Below are 22,221 nucleotides of genomic sequence, written 5' to 3' on the forward strand. Positions count from 1 at the left end.
GTTGACGGGCATAATCGTTTACATAATAAACGATCTGGATGCGGTCCGCCGGGAGGAGCCGGGGTGGTCGCGTCCGCATGGGCTTGGCCCGGACCGGCGACAGCCGGCAGGGCAGGCGACGGTCGGCGCGGCGCGCCGGGGCCGTGCGAGGTAACCTGGGAGGACACCGAATGCTTCGACTGAAATCGCTCGCCGTTGCCGCGACGGCGCTGGCCTGTGCCGGCATCTCTCCGGCATTGGCGCAGGACGTGACCCTGCGCGTGCACCACTTCCTGCCGGCTCCCGCGCCGGTTCCCAAGAACTTCATCACGCCCTGGGCCGAGAAGGTGATGGCCGAGTCCAACGGTCGCATCAAGGTCGAGGTCTTCCCGGCGATGCAGCTCGGCGGCACGCCGCCCGCGCTCTATGATCAGGCGCGCGATGGCGTCGTCGACATCGTCTGGACCCTGCCGGGCTACACGCCGGGCCGTTTCCCGGGCACCGAGGCATTCGAGCTGCCCTTCATGGCCGCCAAGGCCGAGCCGACCAGCCAGGCGTTCTGGGACTTCTACGAGAAGTACCTGAAGGACGAGTTCAAGGACGTCCATCCGATCGCGGTGCATGTGCACGGCCCCGGCCTGCTGCATGTCAAGGGCGACGGCGTGACCAAGCTGGAGGACATGAACGGCCTCAAGCTGCGCGGTCCGACCCGCCAGACCAACGCCCTGCTCGGCGCGCTCGGCGCGACCCCGGTCGGCATGCCGGTTCCGGCGATGCCCGAGGCGCTGTCCAAGGGCGTGATCGACGGCACCGTCGTGCCGTGGGAAGTCACCACGCCGCTGAAGGTCGCCGAACTCGTCGACAGCCATACCGATTTCGAGGGCTCGCGCGGGCTCTACACCGCGACGTTCGTCTTCGCGATGAACAAGGCGAAGTATGACAGCCTGCCGGCCGACCTGAAGGCGATCATCGACGCCAACAGCGGCCGCGAAGTGTCCAAGTGGGTCGGCCGCGTCATGGACGAGGGCGACCTGCCGGGCATTGCCGCCGCCGAGAAGGCCGGCAACACGATCCGCAAGCTGCCGCCGGAAGAGGTCGAGCGCTGGAAGGCCGCGGCCGAGCCGGTCGTCGCTGCCTGGGTCGAGGAAGTCTCCGGCAAGGGCTATGACGGCGCTGCCATGGTCGAAGACGCCCGGGCGCTGATCACGCAGTACGCCGGCGAGTAACCGGCTGTCCCCGCCGGCCGTTCGCGGCCGGCGGGGCGTCTTTCCGGCGCAAGGATTTCCGTCATGACCGTTCTCGTTGCCGGCGCTGGCATCGCCGGCCTGACGCTCGCCCTCAGCCTGCATCGGATCGGCGTGCCCGTCCGTCTCTTCGAGGCGGTGCGGGAGATCCGCCCGCTCGGCGTCGGCATCAACCTGCAGCCGCATGCGGTGCGCGAGCTCGATGAGCTCGGCCTGCTCGACCGGCTCGACGCCATCGGTCTGAGGACGCAGGAAGTCGCCTATTTTTCCAGCCACGGCCAGCCGATCTGGTCGGAACCGCGCGGACGTTCCGCCGGCTATGACTGGCCGCAATTTTCCATCCATCGCGGACATCTGCAGATGATGCTGCTCGACGCCGTGCGCGAGCGGCTCGGCCCCGATGCGGTGACCTGCGGGGTTTCTGTCGCCGGATGGCGCGAGAGCGAGGGCGGCGTCGAGATCGATCTCGTCGACCGCGAGACCGGCGCGCCGGCCAGCAGCGCCAGGGGCGCCGTCTACATCGCCGCCGACGGCATTCACTCGACAGCCCGTGCGGGGCTTTATCCGGACGAGGGCCTGCCCGTGTGGGGCGGCATCGTCATGTGGCGCGGCGTCACCCGCGCCCCGCATTTTCTCACCCGTCGCTCGATGGCGATGACCGGCTGCAAGCCGCGCAAGTTCGTCTGCTATCCGATTGAGGACATCACGCTCGACGATGGCAGGCCCGGTGCGGTGATCAACTGGATCGCCGACCTCAGGATGCCGGCGGATCACATCTGGCGGCGCGAGGACTGGAACCGGCCGGGCAATCCGGACGATTTCCTGCCGCGGTTCGACACCTGGCGGTTCGACTGGCTCGACATCCCCGCGCTCATCCGCAATGCCGAGCACATCTTCGAATATCCGATGGTGGACCGGGACCCGCTGCCGCGCTGGACCCATGGGCCGATGACGCTGATGGGCGATGCCGCGCACCCGATGTATCCGATCGGCTCGAACGGGGCGAGCCAGGCGATCCTCGACGCCCGCGTGCTGACCCGCGAGATCCTGCGCCATGGCGCGGTGCCGGCAGCGCTTGCCGCCTATGAGGAGGAGCGGCGTCCGGCCACGGCGCGCATCGTGCTCGCCAACCGCGCCGACGGCCCCGACAAGGTGCTCGACGTGGTCGAGGAGCGAGCCCCGGACGGGTTCGGGCGGATCGAGGACGTGCTGTCGCGCGAGGAGTTGCTGGAAACGGCCGCCGGCTACAAGCGGATCGCCGGCTTCGACGTGGAAGCCTTGAATCAACGCCCGCCGATCGTCCCGGCTGCGTGACCATGAGCGCGCGCGCAGGCTCGGGCGAAGTCCCGCCGAGTGCGTCTCTCGACTATGGCCTTCTCAACGAGTTGGTCGGCCACCTGCTGCGCCATGCCTTCCTGCGCGGCCATCAGGTCTTCGGCGACGTCTTCGCCGGCGAAGCCCTGACGCCGTTGCAGTTCATGGTCCTGGAACTCGTCGACCGCAATCCGGGCATCACCCATCGCGATGTCGCGGCCGCTATGTCCAGCGCGCCCTCGGTGCTGACGACGGCACTCAAGCCGCTCGTCACGACCCGGATGCTGGAACAGGTTCGCGTTGCAGGCGACGGTCGCCGGGTCGCCTATCGCCTGAGCCGCGAAGGGCGGGAGCGGTTCCGCGCGGTGCGGCCGCGGATCGCCGAGGCGGAGCGGCGTCTGCTCGGCGATCTGGATGAAGTCGAGGCCGAGGCCTTGCGAGGATTTTTGCGCCGGATCACCGGGCGGTTTTCCGGGTAAGGGAAAATCCGGATAGGGATCCGTTAAGGTCTTTCAAGGATATTGCAATTAGTTGCAGGTATGGGCGCCGCAGGGGCCTCATAACTGGATCAGTTCCATTGTGCGTGCGAACCGTCGAAGGATGGCCGACACGTCCTTCATGGTGGGCCGTTCGTGCTCGACGTCATCGCCTGCATCACGATAGATCACAACCCGGCGCTCGTCGCGCTGGCGGCCGGCATGTGCGTGGTCGGAGCGTGGATCAGCTTTCGCCTGTTTCAGCGCGCCCGAGACACCGAAGGCTGGACGCGCGCGGGCTGGCTCTTTCTCAATGGCATGGCCACCGGCTCCTCGATCTGGTGCACGCATTTCATCGCGATGCTCGCCTATGAGACGCAGGCGGAGGTCTACTTCAACGCGACGCTGACGATCCTCTCGTTGTTTCTCGCCATTGTCGGTTCGGCACTCGGTTTCGCGCTGGCGTGCAGCGGGCTGTTCCGCTTCGCGCCCGAGGCCGGCGGCATCGTCATCGGCGCATCGGTCGCCTCGATGCACTACCTCGGCATGGCCGGATACCGGGTCGAAGGCATCATCAACTGGAACCGGGACTATGTTGTCGCCTCGGTGATCGCGAGCCTCGTGTTCGGGGCGCTGGCGCTCAACCGCTTCATGCGCCCGACCACCCGCTGGTGCCGGCACGGCGCCATGACGGCGCTGGTCCTTGGCATCGTCCTCCTGCATTTCACCGGCATGACGGCGATGACCGTGACGCCGCTGCGCCCGCTCTTTTCGCCGAATGTGGACCAGTTCTGGGCGCTTGCCCTTGCGGTTGCCGGCGTCGGGTCGATGGTGATCGGCATGGGTGTCGTCACGGCCCTGCTTGACCTGAAGACCCGCAGCACGGCCGATGCCGACCTGCAGCGCATTTCCGATTTCGATCCGCTGACCGGCCTTGGCAACAGGTCGCTGTTCTCCCGCCGCCTCGACGAGGAATGCGTGTGGGCCGACAGCAACGACAGCCGCCTGTGCCTGGTGCTGGTCAATCTCGACGATTTCCGTGCGATCAACGACCTGCGTGGCCATACAGCCGGCGATGCCCTGTTGGCGGCACTCGGCGCCCGCATCCAGAACGGGCTGAAGGATGGCGAAGTCGCCATGCGCATCGGCGGCGACGAGTTTGCGGTGATGCGCCGTCTGTCTGCCTCCGAAAAGGTCGATGGCTTCCTGGAGCGGTTGGACGCCCTGTTCCGCCGTCCGCTGAAGGCGTCCGGCATGGTGCTCCCCTGTGCATCCGGCATGGGCGTTGCGATCTATCCCGATCATGGGCTGTCCGCCTCCGATCTGCTGGCCAATGCCGGGCTTGCGCTCGCGCGTGCCAAGATCGACACCATCGAGCGCACCTGTTTTTGCGACAGCGTCATGGACCAGGCCGAGCGTCGTCGCCGCGAGCTCTCGGTGGCCCTGCGCGGCGCGGTCGAGCGGGGCGAGTTTTCCCTCTTCTTCCAGCCGCAGATGGATCTGGAGACCGGCGCGTTTTCCGGTGCCGAAGCCCTGGTGCGCTGGACGCATCCCGAATACGGCTCGGTGTCGCCGGCGGTGTTCATCCCGATCGCCGAGGAAAACGGGCAGATCATCCCGATTGGCGACTGGGTGCTGGAACAGTCCTGCCGCCAGGCCGTGACCTGGGCCAGGCCGGTGAAGGTGGCGGTCAATCTCTCCGCCATCCAGCTGCGCCAGCGGGGCCTGCCAGAGCGAATCGGCGAGGTCCTGCGCGAGACCGGGCTCGATCCGGCCCGGCTGGAGATCGAGGTTACCGAATCCTCGTTCATGGCGGATCTCGATCTCAGCCTGCAGATGCTGCGGGAGATCCAGGCGCTTGGCGTCTCGGTTGCCCTCGACGATTTCGGCACGGGCTATTCGGCTCTTGCCAGCTTGCGGGTCTATCCCTTCAACCGGATCAAGCTGGACCGCGGGTTCACCTCCGATCTTGCAGTGTCCGGCGAAGCGCGCGCCATCGTGCATTCGGTGCTCATGCTGGGCCAGTCGCTCGGCACGCCGGTGCTGGCCGAGGGCGTGGAGACGGACGAGCAGCTTGCGTTCCTGCGCGCTGCCGGCTGCCGCGCGATCCAGGGCTTCCTCTATTCGCGCCCGGTTCCGGCCGGCGATCTGCAGCGCCTGATGCTCGCCCCGCCCGCCCCGGGCCTTCTGGGGGCCGCCCGCCGCATCGTTCCCGACAGTTTGCCGCAGGTTGCAAACGGCTGAGCGCGCGCGCTCTTCTGCGAGACGAACATCCCTGTTTTGCAAGCAAGAATCCGCTCCGGCCCGCGATGGACTGCGGGCCGTTTTAGTTTAGAATTCTTCTAATATATTGATTTTATTGGAATATTATCTTGACTGCAAAACTCATAATAGCGTTAGTTCAGCCGTGCCCGGCCAGCCGGGCCCTTTGATGTCGGGGCCTTTACCCCCGGTGATTGGAGGCTGACGTGACTGGAAGATTGCAAGACCGCTCGCCCGCTTCTGCGCCTGGCGACGAGGTCGAGACGCTTGTTGTCGAGGGGCTGCGGCGCTGGCTTGCCGGGTATCAGACGGGCAGCATCGAATGCTGGGAAATGGCCTGGACGTTCTATGCGGGGCGGCTGGGCGTGAGCCGGGCCCGCCACGCGGTGACCGGGCTGTCCTGTTTTGCTCGCGCGCTCAATGGCTGGGCCAAGTGCGGCCTGTCGCTCATGCCCTACGACTGTCCGCATCGCTGCGCCCACGAATGCCTTGCAGTCGCGCTGGTGGCGTCCTGGCAGCGCGGCGACCGGGAGGCAGCCGCGAACATCGCCGAGGAGCTGGTGATTTCCGGTGGACTGCCTTTCACCCTGGAGGCGGCAGCGAATTTTGCCGACACGCTCCGCCGCCTCGATCTGGTCCTGCCGGATCCCGCCTGCCTTGCCTGCCGCCGGCCTGTGCCGATGGCAACGCACGGGGCAGCCGAGACCCGGCACTGAATCCCTGCCGCATGTCGGCTCGCAAGAAACTCGAATGGAAGGATCGCCCAAGATGAAGAAGACCCTGTTGCTGGCGACGACGCTTGCAGGCATTGCCCTGCTGCCGGCTGGCCTGGCACGGGCGGCGGACGCCGCCGCCGTACTCGACACCTATGGTGACATTGCCGAGGCCGCCTATGCCGAATCCGTGGCAACCGCCGAGGACCTGTCCGCCGCCGTCGATGCGCTGATCGCCAAGCCGTCCGACGAGACGCTGGCCGCCGCCCGCAAGGCGTGGCTTGCCGCTCGCCGGCCCTACCAGCAGACCGAGGTCTACCGTTTCGGCAATGCGATCGTCGACGACTGGGAAGGCAAGGTGAATGCCTGGCCGCTGGACGAGGGCCTCATCGACTATGTCGACGCCGGTTATGGCAGCGACAATCCGGAGAACGCCTTCTACACCGCCAATGTCATCGCCAACCCGAAGATCACGGCGGGCGGCCGCGAGATCGACGCGACCGAGATCACTCCGGCGCTGCTGTCGGAAGAGCTGCAGGAAGCCGGCGAGATCGAGGCCAATGTGGCGACCGGTTACCATGCGGTTGAGTTCCTGCTCTGGGGGCAGGACCTGAACGGCACGGACAAGGGCGCGGGCAACCGTCCGGCGACCGACTTCGACGCGGCCAACTGCACCGGCGGCAATTGCGAGCGTCGCGCCGCCTATCTGAAGGCTGCGACCGAGCTGCTGCTGTCCGATCTCAAGGAAATGGCCGATGCCTGGAAAGACGGCGGGGCCGCCCGCGCCGAGCTGGCGGAGAAGGGCGAGGCCGGCGGTCTTGCCACGATCCTGACCGGCATGGGCTCGCTGTCCTATGGCGAGCTGGCGGGCGAGCGCATGAAGCTCGGCCTCATGCTGCACGATCCGGAGGAAGAGCACGACTGCTTCTCCGACAACACCCACATGTCGCACTACGACGACGTGATGGGCATCCGCAACGTGTGGTTCGGCCGCTATGAGGGCTTTGCCGGCAAGTCGGTCGAAGGCGCTTCGCTGCGCGATCTGGTCGCGGCCAAGGATGCGGCCGTTGCCGAGGAAGTGACGGCCAAGCTCGACGCGACGCTGGCGGCCTTCGAGGCGCTGCGCAAGCGTGCCGAGACGGTCGAGGCCTACGATCAGATGATCGGCGAGGGCAACGACGAGGGCAATGCGGTGGTGCAGGCTGCCGTGGATTCGCTCATCGACCAGACCCGGTCCATCGAGCGTGCCGTCGCGACGCTCGGTCTCGACGAGATCGCCTTTGAGGGCTCCGACAGCCTCGACAATCCGGGCGCTGTCTTCCAGTAAGCGCCAGGCAGAAGAACCGGCCGCGGCGGGGGACACGGGTCCGCCGCGGCTTTTCCACCCATGTGCCGGCGGCCGGGGCGCCGGGCACTCAGGCAATGCGAACGTTCCATGCCGTCAGCCTATCTGAATGCCGCCGCCAGCCTGTGTGTGGCTGCGAGCCTTGCCTTGCCCGCGGCCGCGGGAGAAGCCGCACTTCCTCATCGGGACGATCTCAGCCCGCGGGATCGCGCAAGAGTCGCAAGGGTCATCGCCGACCCGGCCGATTTCTCTGCTGCCGAGGCCTTCGAGGCGATGCCCGGCGGGGCTGCGACCTACATCAAGCGCATCAACGTCAACGCCTTCTCGTTCCCGTCCGCCAACATCTCCTTCGAGGACCAGCAGCGCTTCGCGCTCGGCAACGGGCTGTTCCGCAAGCTGTGGGTGTCTTCGCCGTCCTCGACCAACGCCTCCGACGGGCTGGGCCCCTTGTTCAACGCCCGCTCCTGCCAGGGCTGTCACCTCAAGGATGGGCGCGGCCACCCGCCGCGCGAAGGCGAGGAGCCGGTCGCCCTTTTCCTGCGCCTGTCGGTGCCGGGCGAACCGGAAGCCGGCAAGCTGCTGCGGCCGGAGCCGACCTACGGCACCCAGTTCCAGACCTATGCGGTGCCTGGTCTGAAATCCGAGGGCCGGCTGGAGGTCCGTTACACCGAGCGGTCGGTGACGCTCGGCGACGGCACGCTGGTCAGTCTGCGCGTTCCGGACTACCGGATGACCGATCTCGGTTACGGCCCCATGTCGCCGGACGTGCTCACCTCCCCGCGCGTCGCTCCGCAGATGATCGGTCTTGGCCTTCTGGAGGCGATCCACCCGGGCGATATCCTCGCAGATGCCGATCCGCACGACAGCGACGGGGACGGCATTTCCGGCCGTCCGAGCTGGCTGGCGGACCCTGCGACCGGCGGCAAGGTGCTGGGCCGTTTCGGCTGGAAGGGCGAGGCGCCGACGGTGCGCGCGCAGTCGGCCGGCGCATTCGCCGGCGATATCGGCATCTCGACGCCGGACGAGCCGCATCCCCATGGCGACTGCATGCCGGCACAGACCGAATGCCTCGCCATGCCGACCGGCGAACAGGACAATCTGGGGCCGACCGAAGGCCCGGATCCGGTGCTGGAGCTCGTGGACTTCTATTCGCGCAACCTCGCCGTGCCGCGGCGCCGCGATGTCGACGATCCACAGGTTCTTGCCGGCAAGGCGCAGTTTCATGCGCTGGGCTGCGCCAGCTGTCACCGGCCGAAATACGTGACGTCTCGCAAGGCGGACCTGGAGGCGCACCGCTTCCAGCTGATCTGGCCCTATTCGGACATGCTGCTGCACGACATGGGCGAGGGGCTTGCAGACAATCGGCCGCTGGCGAATGCCTCCGGACGGGAATGGCGCACTGCGCCGCTATGGGGTATCGGACTGACTGAGCTCGTGTCGGGGCAGGAAAGCTACCTGCATGACGGGCGCGCCCGCACGCTGGAGGAAGCGATTCTCTGGCACGGCGGCGAAGGTCAGGCGGCGCGTGACGGTTATGCGGCCCTCGACCGCGCGGACCGTGAGGCGCTGCTGCGGTTCCTCAAGTCGCTCTGACGAACGGCAAAGTGAAAAGACCGAGAACGGGAGCACGACCATGACGGATGCACAACGCGAAGCGCGGCAGGGGAGCGACGTGCGTGCGCCCGGCCACCGGCTGGCGCACTTTGCCGCATCGATGGTGCTGACCGGTCTCATCGTGGCGGCAGGAAGTGTGGCGATGTCGAAGCCGGCGGCGGCCGACGTCGACTATTCCCGTTTTTGGCCGGCCACCGTCTCCGGGTTTGCCCTGCCTGCCAGCGATGCGCTCGTGGAGGCGGTCCCGGCGCTTGCTTCCGGTATCGAGACGGCCTGCACGGGTGGGTCGGGCGAGCCGTTCTCGGCCGCCTTTACTGAGGCCGTCGAGGCGGTCGCGCGCCTTACCATGCTGCGCGTCGGCGCGCTCGCCGACGAGAACCGGCTGGAGCGCATCGCCTTCATTCCGGACGGGCGCGGCGTGGTCCGCCGGCAGGTGACGCGCCTGATCGCGGATCGCGACGAGACGGCTCTGGATGCGGCCCGGCTGCGCGACAAGAGCGTCGCCCTGCAAGGGCTGACGGCGCTCGAATGGGTGGCCTTCGACAAGGACGGCGAGGTCCTGCTCGCGGACGCCGGCGAGGAGGGCGCCTATCGTTGCGCCTATGCGGCGGCCCTGGCCTCCCGTCTCGGCGAGACCGCCGAAGAGGTTCGCGGCGCCTTTGCCGCGCCGACCGGCCAGACCGGGCTGCTCTTGGCTCCCGGGCCGGAGAACGGTCTTGCCAGGACCCACAAGGAAGCGGCGGGCTTCGTCTTCAACGCGCTGATGACCTCGCTCGAACTGATCCGCGACCAGATGCTGGTGCCGCTGGTCGGCGAAGGGCCGGCGGCCTCCCGGGCCGCGCGCGTGCCTTTCTCCCGCTCGCACAACGGCACCGCCTACCTGGCCGGCGCGATCGACGGGCTGTCGCAGGCCTTCCTGGCAGCCGGTTTTGCCCAGGCCTCCGAAGACGGTGCGTGGATCGGCGATACGCTGGCCTTCGAGCGCGGCAACGCGCTGAGGGCGTTGGGGGCGGTTCCGGCCGATCTGCAAGCCGCGCTCGCCGACCAGCAGGCAAGCGACCGGCTGGGCTATATCCTGACGGTGCTGACGGGACTGCGCACGACGCTCGGCGGTGAGCTTGCCGGCTATCTCGACTTCCGGGGAGGGTTCAATGCTCTGGACGGCGATTGACCGGCGGTCCCTGCTCGTCGGAGGCGGCGCTGCCCTGGCGGCGCTGGCGCTTGGCCTGGACGGGGTGCGGGCGAGCGCAGCGGGCCTGTCCGACGATCCGCTCTTTGCCGCCGCCCGGCGTGAGCCGGACGGCAGCCACAGCATCGTGGTGACCGGGCTCGATGGCATCGACCGCCAGGTGATTCCGCTCCCGGGCCGGGGGCATGACGTTGCGGTCTGTCCTCTCAGCGGGCGCTGTCTCGCCTTCGCCCGTCGCCCCGGCACCTTTGCCGTCAGCTTCGATACGGCCGGCGCCCGCCCTCCGGTCGTGTTCGAGGCAGTGCCCGGCCGGCACTTCTACGGCCATGGCGCCTTTTCGCCCGATGGCCGGCTGGCCTATGCGACGGAGAACGACTACGTCGCCAACCGCGGGGTGATCGGCGTCTATGATCTCAGCGGCGAGCGGCCGCAGCGCGTCGGCGAGTTCTGGTCCGGCGGCATCGGGCCGCACGACATCCTGCCGCTGCCCGACGGGCGCAGCCTCGTCGTTGCCAATGGCGGCATCGAGACGCATCCGGACAAGGGGCGCGAGAAACTCAACATCGAGACGATGCAGCCGAACGTGACCGTGATCGACCGCGACACCGGCACGGTGCGCGGCGTCGCGGACCTGCCTCCCGGCCTGCACAAGCTGTCGCTCCGCCATATGGCGGTCGCCGGCGGCGGCAAGGTGTGGATCGGCGGCCAGTACGAGGGCAGCCTTCAGGAGACGCCGCCGCTGATGGCCTCGCTCGACACCGAAGACGGGCGTCTGCGCCTTCACGACGTGCCGGACGAGCTGCGCGGGCGTCTCGCCAACTATGTCGGGTCCGTCACCACGAGCCGCGACGGCGAGGTGGTCGCTGCGTCCTGCCCGCGCGCCGGCCGCATCCTCTATTTTTCGGCCCTGGACGGGACCTTCCTGTCCAGCCAGCAGCGGGCCGATGCCTGCGGCGTCGCACCGCTCGACGAGAGCGGGTTCCTGATCTCGGACGGGCAGGGTTCCCTCAGCGAGAGCGGCGACCGCAGGGGCGCGCCGATGCTGCTGGCATCCGGCGCCGGCATTTCCTGGGACAATCACATGGTGGCGATCGATCCGGCCTGAGCGGATGCGCGGCCCGTTCAGACCGTGTCGCTGAAGTCGATCTCGGCCATCAGATCGCCGGCCAGGGTCTCGAGCGCGGCCGAAAGATCCCCGGCGGACAGGTCTACCGGCAGGACAACGTCCACTTGCGCGCGGAACATCCGTTCGCCGCTCATCGAGCCGGCGGAAACCTCCGTCTCCAGCTCGGTGATGCTGACGCCCTTGGCCGCCAGCACGGCGGCCACCGCATGCACGATGCCCGGATGATCCTGGCAAATGACGGTCATCCGCGCGACCTGCCCGTGGGTCTCGTGGCTCGCCTCGCTGCGCTTCAGCGTGGTGGCGATGCCGTCGGCCGACAGCTGCGACAGGGCGGTTTCCAGCGCCTCGACACGCTCCTGCGGCACCTCGACCCGGACGAGACCGGCAAAGGTGCCGGCAAGCCGCGACATCGAGCTTTCGATCCAGTTGCCGTCATGGGCGGCGATCACGTCGGACAGCCGCTCGACAAGGCCCGGGCGATCATCGGCGATTGCCGTCAGAACCAGCGAAATCATGGACATGGGCGTGAGCCTCCCGGATGTTTTCCGGCAGGCTAGACCATAGCGCAGGCCATGGAAACCGGAACGAGCCTTGCGGCCGCCTGCGCTCAGGAGGCGCGGCGCCGTTTCTCCGGGGGAACGCCGAAGGCTGCGGTGTAGAGCCGGGCCTTGATTCGCGACAGGCGGGCATAGATTCGCAGCGGCAGGCGCGCCAGCGGCGGCACGACGTCGTGGCAGAACGCCACCTTGCGCACATAGCCGTGCACCTGCCATTCGAACCAGGTGAAGGCGGGGAAATAGGCGGTATCGCCGGCCGTGAGCGTGCGGACCTCGCCGTCCGGCCCGGTGACCGTCACCGACCCTTCGAGAATGTAGACCGCCTCGTCGCAGCCGAAATACCAGCTGAAGCGACCGTCCGTGCAGTCCCAGACCGACATGTTGGCATAGCGGTCCTGCCCGCTTGCCAGTTGTACCGCGCGTGCCTGCGGAGTGCCTTCCAGTACCCAGTCCGGATTGATCGGCGCGGGCTGGAGTTGCAGTCCCTCAAGGCGCGCGAGCGTCAGGCCGGCCGGCGTGCGGTCGGCCACGGCCATGGCGGCTCCAAGCGCGCTGGCGGACGCGGTGTCGGTCATGGTCGGTCATCTCCCTTTTTGTCTTTGTTCCGCTTTACCACCAAGCGGTGAAGAACCGGTTTCCGGAACGGCCGCGTTTTGCCCGCCGCGTTGCCGACAGCAGCTGCCGCATTTGGCCCTTGCGGGGGGCGCAAGGCTCCACTAGCGTGCCCGGCCAATGACGGCGTCCCTGGAGGGACTGAAAGCAAGTCCGGTGGCGACCGACCCAAATCGGGGGTCCAGTCCGGAGCTGTCCGAGCGGTATTCGGTCCGGTGCGACGGCTGGTCGTGCGGGGACCCTGTCCTGTATCCGGCCGCTTTCACTCCCTCCCGGCGGCGCTGCGCCGGATCCGTCCGGCTTCTCACGCGGGCGCGTGGCCAAGAGGGAGTTTTTGAGATGAAAGCAGAATTTGTCTTCGCCGCCGTTTTGGCCGAGCGTCCCGTCCGGTGCGACCGGGGAGGGGCATGATGGCCGACGTGATGACTGAGACGGGCGAGAAACTGGGCCTGATGATCTGCGGCCATGGCAGCCGCAACCGCGGGGCGGTGCGCGAGTTCGCGCAACTTGCCGAGCGGCTGAAGACCCGCTTTCCCGGCTGGCCGGTGGAATACGGCTATCTCGAATTCGCCAATCCGGTGATCAAGGACGGCCTCGACCGGCTGCGCGAGCAGGGCTGCACCCGCATTCTCGCTGTGCCGGGCATGCTGTTCGCCGCCGGTCATGCCAAGAACGACATTCCCTCCGTGCTCAACACCTATCAGGCACAGCACGAAGGCCTGACGATCACCTATGGGCGCGAGCTTGCCGTCGACACCAGGATGATCCGGGCTGCCGGCGAGCGCATCCGCGAGGCGCTGGAAAAGGCCGGCGACGACGTGCCGCTGCACGAGACCTTGCTGATGGTCGTGGGGCGCGGCGCGTCCGACCCCGACGCCAATTCCAACGTCGCCAAGATCACCCGGATGCTGTGGGAAGGCTTCGGCTTCGGCTGGGCCGAGACGTGCTATTCCGGCGTCACCTTCCCGCTGGTCGAGCCCGGCCTTGAACACGCGGCCAGGCTCGGCTATCGCCGCATCGTCGTCTTCCCGTATTTCCTGTTCTCCGGCGTCCTGGTCAGCCGCATCTACAACAACACCGACGAGGTCGCGGAGCGCCATCCGGACATCGAGTTCGTCAAGGCCGGCTATCTCAACGACCATCCCCAGGTGATCGACACCATGGCGGACCGGGTCACCGAGATCCTGCAGGGCGCCAACCTGATGAACTGCCAGATGTGCAAGTACCGGGAGCAGGTGCTCGGCTTCGAGGCCGATGTCGGTCGGCCGCAGGAAAGCCACCACCACCACGTCGAGGGGCTCGGCGCCGACGCCGAGTGCAAGCTTTGCGAAGACGTGTGCACCGGAGCCTGCGAGGCGCAGGCGACAGGTCACCACCACCATGACCATGGCCATTCGCACGGCCACCACCACCATCACGATCATGACCATGACCACGGGCACAGTCATGACCATGACCACGGGCACCATCACCACGGTCACAGTCACGGCCATGATCACAGCCATGATCACGGGCACGACCATCACCATCCGCCCTATCCGCATGCCGATCACCCGCTGGGGCCGAAGTCGATGAAGAAGCGGACCACATGAGGTGTGGGACGTGAGCGGCGGGCGTTACGACTACGAGCGCGATCCCGCGCAGATCTATCGCCGCTCCTTTTCGATTGTGCGCGAAGAGGCCGATCTCTCGGCCCTGCCCGAGACGCTGCACCCGGCCGCGATCCGCATCGTTCATGCCTGCGGCATGCCCGAGGTCGTGGCCGACCTCGCCTGGCGAGGCGATGTCGCGGCAGCGGTCGGTGGCGCCCTGGCCGCCGGCGCGCCGGTCTTCGCCGATGTGCGCATGGTCTGCGAGGGCGTCATCCGCGCCCGCCTGCCGGCCTGCAACGACCTCGTCTGCACGCTGAACGAGCCGCCGGTGCCCGGCCTTGCCCGGCGCCTCGGCACCACCCGCTCGGCCGCGGCCGTCGATCTGTGGCGCGACCGGTTGGAGGGTTCCGTCGTGGTCGTCGGCAACGCCCCGACCGCGCTCTTTCATCTGCTGGAGCGGATCGGCGAGGGCTTTCCGCGCCCTGCCGCGATCCTCGGCTTTCCGGTCGGTTTCGTCGGCGCGGCGGAATCGAAGGAGGCGCTGCTGGAGAGCCCGCTCGATATCCCGTGCCTGGTGCTGCGCGGCCGTCGCGGCGGCTCCGCCATCGCTGCCGCCGCGATCAACGCACTTGCCGCCGGCGTGCCGGAGGAGGGAGACGCGTGAGCACTGACGACACGGCACGACCCGCCCCCTGGCTGACCGTGATCGGCATCGGCGAGGAGGGCGTCGACGGGCTGTCCCCGATTGCGCGGCAGGCGTTGGCCGATGCAAGGCGCGTCTTCGGCGGCGCCCGTCACGGCGAGCTCGTTGCCCCGCTCGGGATCAAGGTCGAGACCTGGCCGAGCCCGTTCCACGAGGGGTTGGAAGCGCTGCTGGCCGAGCGCGGCAAGCCCGTCGCGGTGCTGGCGAGCGGCGATCCCATGTGGTTCGGCATCGGCTCGACGCTCGCGCGCTCCGTGCCGCATGACGAAATGCTTGTCCTGCCGGCCCCATCGTCCCTGTCGCTCGCCGCCGCCAGGCTCGGCTGGCCCTTGCAGGAGGTGGAGACCCTGTCGCTGCATGGCCGCCCGCTCGATCTGCTGCGCGCCGTTCTCTATCCCGGCGCCAGGGTCCTCTGTCTCACCTCGGGCGCCCGTGCAGCGGAAGAGATCGCCGATCTGCTGGTCGACGAAGGCTATGGCGCCAGCCGGCTGACCGTGCTGGAGCATCTCGGCGGCCCGGCCGAGCGGGTCCTGACGGGCAGCGCCGAAGGCTGGCGCGGCGAGGTGGCCGCCCTTAACGTCGTGGCGGTCGAGGCGGTCGCGGTGCGCGACACGCCGCTGCGCCCGCGCCTGCCCGGCCTGCCGGACGATGCGTTTCGCCATGACGGCAAGATCACCAAGCGCGAGGTGCGGTCGGTCACGCTCGCCCGTCTGATGCCCATGCCAGGTGCGCTGTTGTGGGATATCGGCGCGGGCTCGGGTGCTGTCGCCATCGAGTGGCTGCGCGCCGCCCCCCGCAGCCGGGCCATCGCGCTGGAGCCGGACGACACTCGCCGCGCCACGGCGCGGGCGAATGCGGCGGCCCTCGGCGTGCCGCATCTCGACCTTCGCCCCGATGCCGCTCCGCAAGGCCTTTCAGGACTGCCGGCGCCCGACGCGATCTTCCTCGGCGGCGGCCTGACCGCACCCGGCACGCTGGAGGCGGCGCTCGCAGCGCTGCGGCCCGGCGGCCGGCTTGTCGCCAATGCGGTGACGCTGGAAAGCGAGGCGATCCTTCTGGCTGCCCATGCCCGCCATGGCGGCGAGCTGGTGCGCATCGCGGTGTCGCGGGCCGGTGCCGTCGGCGGCATGACCGGATGGCGTCCGCTGATGGCGGTGACCCAGTGGAGCCTGATCGTCCCATGACTGCTGGAACCCTCTCCGGAACCCTCTCCGGAACCCTCTACGGCGTCGGCCTCGGCCCCGGCGACCCGGATCTGATGACCGTGAAGGCGCACCGGCTGATCTCGGGCGCGCAGGTCGTCGCCTATCCGGCGCCCGACGACGGCGAGAGCTTCGCCCGCTCCATCGCAGCGGCGATCATCCCGCCGTCCGCCCGGGAAATCCCGATCATCGTGCCGATGCGCGTCGAGCGCTTCCCGGCGCAGGCCGTCTATACCCGCGCGGCCGAGGAGATCGGCGAAGTCCTCGCCTCCGGCACGGATGTGGTCACCCTGTGCGAGGGCGACCCGTTCTTCTACGGCTCCTTCATGTATCTGTTCGAGCGGCTGTCGGGGCGCTTTCCTTGCGAGATCGTGCCGGGCGTGACTTCGCTCACCGCCTGCGCCGCCCGCCTTGCCCGGCCGCTCACCGCGCGCAACGATGTCCTCACCGTCATTCCCGGACCGCTGCCGGACGAGGAGATCGCCGCGCGGATCGAGGCGGCGGGTGCCATCGCCATCATGAAGGTCGGGCGCCACCTGCCGCGCCTGCGCCGGTTGATCGAGGGGCTGGGCCTCATCGATCATGCAGGCTATGTGGAGCGGGCGACGCTGCCGGCGGAAAAGGCCATGCCTCTTGCCGATGTGACGGAAGCTGCCGCCCCCTATTTCTCGATGATCCTGATCTACAAGGGAGACGAAGCGTGGATGCTACCGCCGCAATCCTCGTCCTGACGCCGGCGGCGGAGCCTGTCGCGCGCCGCATCGCGGCCGCCTTGCCGGGAGCCACGCTGCACGGGCTCGCCCACCGGGTGCCCGGCCTCGACGTGTCCTTCGCCGAGACGCTGAACCATATCCGTGCGCTCTATCAGGCCGGCACGCCCATCGTCGGCGTCTGCGCCTCCGGCATCCTGATCCGCGCGCTGGCCGCCGTGATCGAGGACAAGCGCTCCGAGCCGCCGGTTCTCGCCGTGTCCGAGGACGGGGCAAGCGTCGTGCCGCTGCTCGGCGGCCATCGCGGCGCCAACTCGCTCGCCCGCCAGGTGGCCGAGGCGCTGGACGGCCACGCCGCGGTGACGACGCAGGGGGATACGGCGCTGGGCGTTGCGCTCGATTCGCCGCCCAAGGGCTGGTGGCTCGCCAATCCGCAGGACGCCAAGGGCGTCATGGCCCGCCTGCTGGCCGGGGAGCCTGTCCGTCTCAAGGGCGATGCCCCCTGGATCACCCGCTCGCGCCTGCCGCTGGCGGACACGGCGGAGATGGAAATCGTCGCCAGCGTCGAGGCGATTGAGCCGGGCGCCGACCGGCTCGTCTATCACCCGCGCCGCCTCGTCGTCGGTGTCGGCTGTGCCAGGGGCTGCCCGGCGGAAGAGCTCGCCGCGCTGGTGCGCGAGACGCTTGCCGGCGCCGGCCTTGCGGAAGGAGCGGTGGCGCTTGTCGCGACCCTCGACCTGAAGGCGGACGAGGCCGCCGTTAACGCGCTCGCCGGCCAGCTCGGCGTGCCGCTGCGCGTCTTTCCCGCCGCCCGGCTGGAGCAGGAGGCGCCGCGTCTTGCCAATCCGTCGGACGTCGTCTTCGCCGAGGTCGGCTGCCACGGCGTGTCCGAAGGCGCGGCGCTGGCCGCGACCGGGGCGGACGGCATGCTGCTGGTTGAGAAGCGCAAGACCGCCAATGCCACGGTTGCCGTCGCGCTGGCGCCCGAGCCGGTCGATCCGGCCGGGGCGGGGCGCCCGCGCGGCCGTCTCTCGGTGATCGGCATCGGGCCGGGCCGCGACGACTGGCGCACGCCGGAAGCCTCGCGCCTGCTTGCCGATGCGGACGAGGCCGTCGGCTATTCGCTCTATCTCGACATCGTCGCACCGCTCATTCAGGGCAAGCAGCGCCACGCCTTCCCGCTCGGCGCGGAGGAGGAGCGCGTCCGCTTCGCGCTGGAACGCGCCGGCGAGGGGCGTTCGGTGGCGCTGGTCTCCTCCGGCGATGCCGGCATCTACGCCATGGGCGCGCTGGTCTACGAGCTTTTGCACCGTGACACCGCCGAGGGTGGTGTTTCGGATGCGGCAAAGCGCGTCGAGGTGGTCAACGCCCCCGGCATCTCGGCCTTGCAGGCGGCGTCCGCGCGCATCGGCGCGGTGCTCGGCCACGACTTCTGCACCATCTCCCTGTCGGACCTCTTGACCCCGTGGGAGGCGATCGAGCAGCGGCTGAGAGCCGCGGCCGACGGCGATTTCGTCGTTGCCTTCTACAATCCCGTATCCAAGCGCCGCCGCACCCAGTTGGCGGCCGCACGCGAGATCCTGCTTGCCGCCCGCCCGGCCGATACGCCGGTGGTGCTCGGCTACAATCTCGGCCGCGAGGGCGAGACGCTGACCGTGACGACGCTCGGCGAGTTGCGCGTCGACGATGTCGACATGCTGACCACCGTGCTTGTCGGTTCGTCCGCCTCGCGCGCGGTCATGACCGGCTCGGGCAGGCCCTTCGTCTACACCCCCCGCGGCTACGCCAAGCGCATCGAGGAAAAGCTGTGACCGTTCATTTCATCGGCGCCGGGCCCGGCGATCCCGACCTCATCACCGTTCGCGGGTTGAAGCTGATCGAGGCTTGCCCCGTGTGTCTTTACGCCGGCTCGCTGGTGCCCGAGGCGATCGTCGCGGCGGCGCCCGAAGGCGCGCGCGTCGTCGACACCGCGCCGATGACCCTCGACGAGATCATGGCGGAGATCGAGGCGGCGCATGCGCGCGGCGAGGATGTGGCGCGCGTCCATTCCGGCGACCCCTCGCTCTACGGCGCGATTGCCGAGCAGATCCGCCGGCTGAAGGAGAAGGACATTCCCTTCGACGTGACGCCCGGCGTGCCGGCTTTTGCCGCTGCAGCCGCCGCGCTCGGCCAGGAGCTGACCGTGCCGGAGATCGCCCAGACGGTGATTCTCACCCGCACGACGATGAAATCCTCCGACATGCCGAAGGGCGAGGACCTTGAAACGCTCGGCAGGAGCGGCGCGACGTTGGCGATCCACCTGTCCATCCGGAACCTGCGCGAGATCGAGCGCCAGCTCGTCCCGCTTTACGGTGCCGATTGCCCGGTCGTCGTCGCCTACCGGGTCGGCTGGCCGGACCAGAGCTTCATCCACGGCACGCTTACCGACATTCGCGAGAAGGTGCGCGAGGCGAAGATCACCCGCACCGCGCTCATCTTCGTCGGCCGGGCGCTGCAGCCGCAGGCGGATTTCCGCGACAGCGCCCTCTACCATGCCGACCATGTCCATGTGCTGCGGCCGAAAAAAAAGAAAACGGCTAAAACCGGGGCCTGAAGCAGCACGCCGGGCCGCGATTTGCATCTCGCGGCGCCTCTCCTTAGGCTTGGGCCATCCCAACAGCCAAAGGAGAGACCCGCCATGGAGACGGACAACCCGCTCTTGCAACGTGCCTACGCCCTGGATGGCGACAGGGAGCGTATCCGCGATCTCTATGCCGACTGGGCGCAAAGCTACGACGACGACACGGTCGGCGGCATGGGCTATGTCGCCCCGGCGCTCGCCGCCGAGGCGCTGGCGAGCGAGATCGGGGACAGCGCCGGCGCGGTGCTCGATGCCGGGTGCGGCACCGGCCTTGTCGGCCTGGAACTGAGCCGGCGTACGAAGGCTGAGATCGACGGCGTCGACCTCAGCCCCGGCATGCTGGACCAGGCCTCGGAAAAGGGCGTCTACCGCCGGCTTGCCGAGGCGGACCTGACCCGTCCGCTGGACCTGCCCGATAACGCTTATGACGGGGTTGTGAGCGTCGGCGTCTTCACCAGCGGCCATGTCGGGCCGCAGGCCATCGACGAGCTCGCGCGTGTCGCGCGTCCCGGCGCGCCGCTTGTCGTGACCGTGCATGAGAAGGTCTGGGAGAGCGACGGCTATCCGGCGCATCTCAAGACGATGGAGGACAGGGGCATCGCCCGCATCCGCGCCATCCGCGACACCGCCTATCACGAAAAGGAAGGCTATCGCTGCAAGCTCTGCCTGCTCGAGGCCGCCTGATCAGTGTCTGATCGGCCGGGGTCACACCCGGTCGATCAGGTGGATAAACGAGCCCGACACGCGGCCGACGCGCAGTCCGACATCGCCGAACGGCGCTCCAAGCGCGTCCCTTGCCTCGAACAATCGCTCAGCCTGCCCCTCGTGCACGATGGTCGCGTAGTGGAATTCGTGACCCGTCAGCTCGCCCTGCCAGGGCGCACCGGGAAGGGCCTTGAGCCGCCGGTAGCCGAGATGCCGCTTGCGGGTCGCAAAGCTCGTTTCCAGCGGCAGCAGCCCGAGCATCGCATGCCGCGTTCCCTCGGCGTCCGTCAGGTGCTCGCCGAGCACCATGTAGCCGCCGCATTCGCCGTAGATCAGGGCACCGCGCGCCGCCGCCGCCTGCATGCCCTGCCGGAACCGGCCGGCCGCCGCGATTCGTTCCGCATGCAGTTCCGGATAGCCGCCGGGCAGATAGACAGCATCGCTCTCCGCATCCGGCGCCTCGTCGGCAAGGGGCGAGAAGAACGAGAGTTCGGCCCCCTGCGCCTGCCAACCTGTCAGAAGATGCGGATAGGCAAAGGCGAAGGCAGTATCGCGGGCGATTGCGACGCGCTGGCCGGGCGGTGGCAGCGTCGCACTCGTGGCCGATCCGCTGGGCGCAAGCGGACGTGCCAGTGCGCGGAGCGCACTGAGGTCGCAGCTCTCGGCGACGCGCGCGGCCGCATGCTCCAGGAACCCTGCGAGATCGCCGTGTTCTCCCGCCTGCACCAGTCCGAGATGGCGTTCCGGCAGGTCGAGCCCGGCATCGCGTGGCACCGCGCCGAGGGTCGGCATGGCGATGCCGGCAAGCGCTGCACGCAGCATCTCTTCGTGGCGCGGACTGCCGACCCGGTTGAGGATCACGCCGGCGACGGTCACATCCGCGCGGTGATCGCGAAAGCCCCGCACCAGCGCGGCGACCGACTGCGACTGCTTTCCCGCATCCACCACCAGAACGACCGGCAGCTCCAGCCGTGCGGCCAGGTCTGCGGTCGAGCCGCTGCCGTCGGCGGCGCCGTCGAAAAGGCCCATGACGCCTTCGACCAGCAGCAGGTCGGCGCGCTCAGCCTGGGCCGAGGCCAGCTTGTCGATGAGCGCGCCGCGCATGGCGAAGGGATCGAGATTGACGCAATCCGTGCCGCTCGCCGCCGCATGGAAGGCCGGGTCGATATAGTCCGGCCCGGTCTTGGCGCTGGCGACCTTGGTCCCTGCCTTGCGGAAGGCGGCAAGCAGGGCGAGCGTCAGCGTGGTCTTGCCGCTGCCGGATGCCGGTGCGGCGATGACGAGGCCGCTGGCCGGCCCGGATCTGGTGTTCATGTCAACCGCTGCTCGCCGGCCGTGCAGCGGTGCCCTCGCGCAGATCCAGTGGATCCGGGTCGAGCTTCCGCCCGGCCAGTGCGCCGAGCCAGTCCAGCCCTGCACGCAGGCGCACCACTTCGCCCACGACCACGATGGCCGGCGGTTCCAGCCCGGCGGCCTCCGCATCGGCGGAGGCATGCGCCAGCGTCGTCTCCAGCACCTTCTGGTCGGGCAGGGAGGCATTGCAGACGATGGCGACGGGCTCCTCGCCCCGGCGCCCGCCGGCCAGCAGCTTGGAGACGATCAGGTCGAGATGCTTCATCGCCATGTACATGACGATGACGGGAGAGCCGCGCGCCACTGCGTCCCAGTCGATGGCCGAAGGCGTCAGGCCGGTCTGGTCGTGGCCGGTCAGGAAGGTCACGGCCTGGTTGGTGTCGCGATGGGTCGCGGGAATGCCGGCATAGGCGAGGCCGCCGATACCGGCGGTCACGCCGGGAATGATGCGGAACGGCACGCCGTGCGAGACCAGCGTCAGGGCCTCCTCGCCGCCGCGGCCGAAGACGAACGGGTCGCCGCCCTTCAGCCGCAGCACCCGCTTGCCGGCCCGCGCATAGTCCACGAGCTTCAGCGAGATGTCGCGCTGCTTCGGGCTCGGCTTGCCGCCGCGCTTGCCGGCATAGTCGATGATCGCGTCCGGCCGCGCGAGGCCGAGGATCGAGGCATCGACCAGCGCGTCGTGCACGATGACATCGGCCTGGGCGAGGCCGTTGAGGACATGCAGCGTCAACAGGCCGGGGTCGCCCGGTCCTGCGCCGGCCAGCCACACCCAGCCGGGCAGGAAGTCCGGCAGCGGAAAGCCGCGTCGGGCCAGCCCGTCGAGCGCCTCGCCGACGACGGTACAGGAACCGGATGCCGCCGGTGCGGCGGGCTGATCTGGGTGTTTCGCGTTTGACATCCTG

Annotated in this window: 20 protein-coding genes; 16 read left to right on the forward strand and 4 right to left on the reverse strand. The window is 68.7% G+C overall.

Translation table 11 applies throughout. From position 1 onward, the window contains the following. Nucleotides 1-170 precede the first annotated feature (170 nt). The 9 genes from GH266_RS16295 to GH266_RS16335 all read left to right on the forward strand — a co-directional run bounded on the left by GH266_RS16295 (nt 171) and on the right by GH266_RS16335 (nt 11,241). Nucleotides 171-1,205 (forward strand): TRAP transporter substrate-binding protein, encoded by a 1,035-nt coding sequence (locus tag GH266_RS16295; protein WP_158194765.1) that lies wholly within the window; start codon nt 171-173, stop codon nt 1,203-1,205. A gap of 63 nt (nt 1,206-1,268) precedes the next feature. Then, a complete protein-coding gene (locus GH266_RS16300) occupies nt 1,269-2,537 on the forward strand; it encodes a flavin-dependent oxidoreductase (protein WP_158194766.1) in 1,269 nt (422 codons plus the stop codon). 2 nt (nt 2,538-2,539) lie between these two features. Next, entirely contained in the window at nt 2,540-3,016 is a 477-nt protein-coding gene (locus tag GH266_RS16305) for a MarR family winged helix-turn-helix transcriptional regulator (protein ID WP_158194767.1), read from the forward strand. 153 nt (nt 3,017-3,169) lie between these two features. Further along, complete coding sequence (locus tag GH266_RS16310) at nt 3,170-5,257, forward strand: putative bifunctional diguanylate cyclase/phosphodiesterase (RefSeq protein WP_158194768.1); 2,088 nt, start codon at nt 3,170-3,172, stop codon at nt 5,255-5,257. Between the two features lie 224 nt (nt 5,258-5,481). Beyond that, nucleotides 5,482-5,991 carry a hypothetical protein gene (locus tag GH266_RS16315; RefSeq protein WP_158194769.1) on the forward strand — a complete coding sequence of 170 codons (510 nt, stop codon included), beginning with the start codon at nt 5,482-5,484 and terminating at the stop codon, nt 5,989-5,991. 52 nt (nt 5,992-6,043) lie between these two features. Further along, entirely contained in the window at nt 6,044-7,315 is a 1,272-nt protein-coding gene (locus GH266_RS16320) for an imelysin family protein (protein WP_158194770.1), read from the forward strand. A 108-nt stretch (nt 7,316-7,423) separates the two neighbouring features. Beyond that, nucleotides 7,424-8,926 (forward strand): di-heme oxidoreductase family protein, encoded by a 1,503-nt coding sequence (locus GH266_RS16325; protein ID WP_158194771.1) that lies wholly within the window; start codon nt 7,424-7,426, stop codon nt 8,924-8,926. A 40-nt stretch (nt 8,927-8,966) separates the two neighbouring features. Continuing rightward, the gene (locus tag GH266_RS16330) at nt 8,967-10,118 is read left to right on the forward strand and encodes an imelysin family protein (protein ID WP_158194772.1); all 1,152 of its coding nucleotides are present in this window, start codon (nt 8,967-8,969) and stop codon (nt 10,116-10,118) included. Further along, nucleotides 10,099-11,241: a DUF1513 domain-containing protein gene (locus tag GH266_RS16335; protein WP_158194773.1), complete on the forward strand. Its 1,143-nt coding sequence runs from the start codon at nt 10,099-10,101 to the stop codon at nt 11,239-11,241. The genes GH266_RS16330 and GH266_RS16335 overlap by 20 nt, the downstream gene beginning before the upstream one ends. Before the next feature lie 17 nt (nt 11,242-11,258). Here GH266_RS16335 and GH266_RS16340 read toward each other — a convergent pair whose 3' ends face one another. Further along, nucleotides 11,259-11,783: a glycine cleavage system transcriptional repressor gene (locus GH266_RS16340; RefSeq protein ID WP_209001469.1), complete on the reverse strand. Its 525-nt coding sequence runs from the start codon at nt 11,781-11,783 to the stop codon at nt 11,259-11,261. A gap of 86 nt (nt 11,784-11,869) precedes the next feature. Further along, nucleotides 11,870-12,394: a cupin domain-containing protein gene (locus GH266_RS16345; RefSeq protein ID WP_158194774.1), complete on the reverse strand. Its 525-nt coding sequence runs from the start codon at nt 12,392-12,394 to the stop codon at nt 11,870-11,872. Between the two features lie 447 nt (nt 12,395-12,841). On the opposite strand from GH266_RS16345, the gene GH266_RS16350 reads away from it, so the two are divergent. From GH266_RS16350 to GH266_RS16380, 7 genes are all read left to right on the forward strand, one after another. Then, nucleotides 12,842-14,023 carry a sirohydrochlorin chelatase gene (locus tag GH266_RS16350; RefSeq protein WP_199270349.1) on the forward strand — a complete coding sequence of 394 codons (1,182 nt, stop codon included), beginning with the start codon at nt 12,842-12,844 and terminating at the stop codon, nt 14,021-14,023. A gap of 10 nt (nt 14,024-14,033) precedes the next feature. Next, nucleotides 14,034-14,687, forward strand: coding sequence for a precorrin-8X methylmutase (locus tag GH266_RS16355; RefSeq protein ID WP_199270350.1), 654 nt, complete (start codon nt 14,034-14,036; stop codon nt 14,685-14,687). Then, nucleotides 14,684-15,910: a precorrin-6y C5,15-methyltransferase (decarboxylating) subunit CbiE gene (gene cbiE, locus GH266_RS16360; protein WP_158194776.1), complete on the forward strand. Its 1,227-nt coding sequence runs from the start codon at nt 14,684-14,686 to the stop codon at nt 15,908-15,910. Before GH266_RS16355 ends, cbiE begins: the two co-directional genes overlap by 4 nt. Further along, nucleotides 15,907-16,659 (forward strand): precorrin-2 C(20)-methyltransferase, encoded by a 753-nt coding sequence (gene cobI / locus GH266_RS16365; protein ID WP_158194777.1) that lies wholly within the window; start codon nt 15,907-15,909, stop codon nt 16,657-16,659. Before cbiE ends, cobI begins: the two co-directional genes overlap by 4 nt. Then, nucleotides 16,629-18,449 carry a precorrin-3B C(17)-methyltransferase gene (cobJ, locus tag GH266_RS16370; protein WP_158194778.1) on the forward strand — a complete coding sequence of 607 codons (1,821 nt, stop codon included), beginning with the start codon at nt 16,629-16,631 and terminating at the stop codon, nt 18,447-18,449. The genes cobI and cobJ overlap by 31 nt, the downstream gene beginning before the upstream one ends. Next, the gene (gene cobM, locus GH266_RS16375) at nt 18,446-19,231 is read left to right on the forward strand and encodes a precorrin-4 C(11)-methyltransferase (protein ID WP_158194779.1); all 786 of its coding nucleotides are present in this window, start codon (nt 18,446-18,448) and stop codon (nt 19,229-19,231) included. The genes cobJ and cobM overlap by 4 nt, the downstream gene beginning before the upstream one ends. Nucleotides 19,232-19,315: 84 nt before the next feature. Beyond that, nucleotides 19,316-19,942: a class I SAM-dependent DNA methyltransferase gene (locus tag GH266_RS16380; protein ID WP_158194780.1), complete on the forward strand. Its 627-nt coding sequence runs from the start codon at nt 19,316-19,318 to the stop codon at nt 19,940-19,942. A 21-nt stretch (nt 19,943-19,963) separates the two neighbouring features. Here the strand turns inward: GH266_RS16380 and GH266_RS16385 are convergent, their stop codons facing one another. Together GH266_RS16385 and cobA are read right to left on the reverse strand one after the other, a co-directional pair. Further along, complete coding sequence (locus tag GH266_RS16385) at nt 19,964-21,277, reverse strand: cobyrinic acid a,c-diamide synthase CobB (protein WP_158194781.1); 1,314 nt, start codon at nt 21,275-21,277, stop codon at nt 19,964-19,966. 1 nt (nt 21,278) lies between these two features. Next, nucleotides 21,279-22,217, reverse strand: a complete 939-nt coding sequence (cobA, locus tag GH266_RS16390; protein ID WP_158194782.1) for a uroporphyrinogen-III C-methyltransferase — start codon at nt 22,215-22,217, stop codon at nt 21,279-21,281. Nucleotides 22,218-22,221: the final 4 nt, after the last annotated feature.

The sequence above is a fragment of the Stappia indica genome (assembly GCF_009789575.1).
In the GTDB taxonomy this organism is placed as follows: Bacteria; Pseudomonadota; Alphaproteobacteria; order Rhizobiales; family Stappiaceae; genus Stappia; species Stappia indica_A.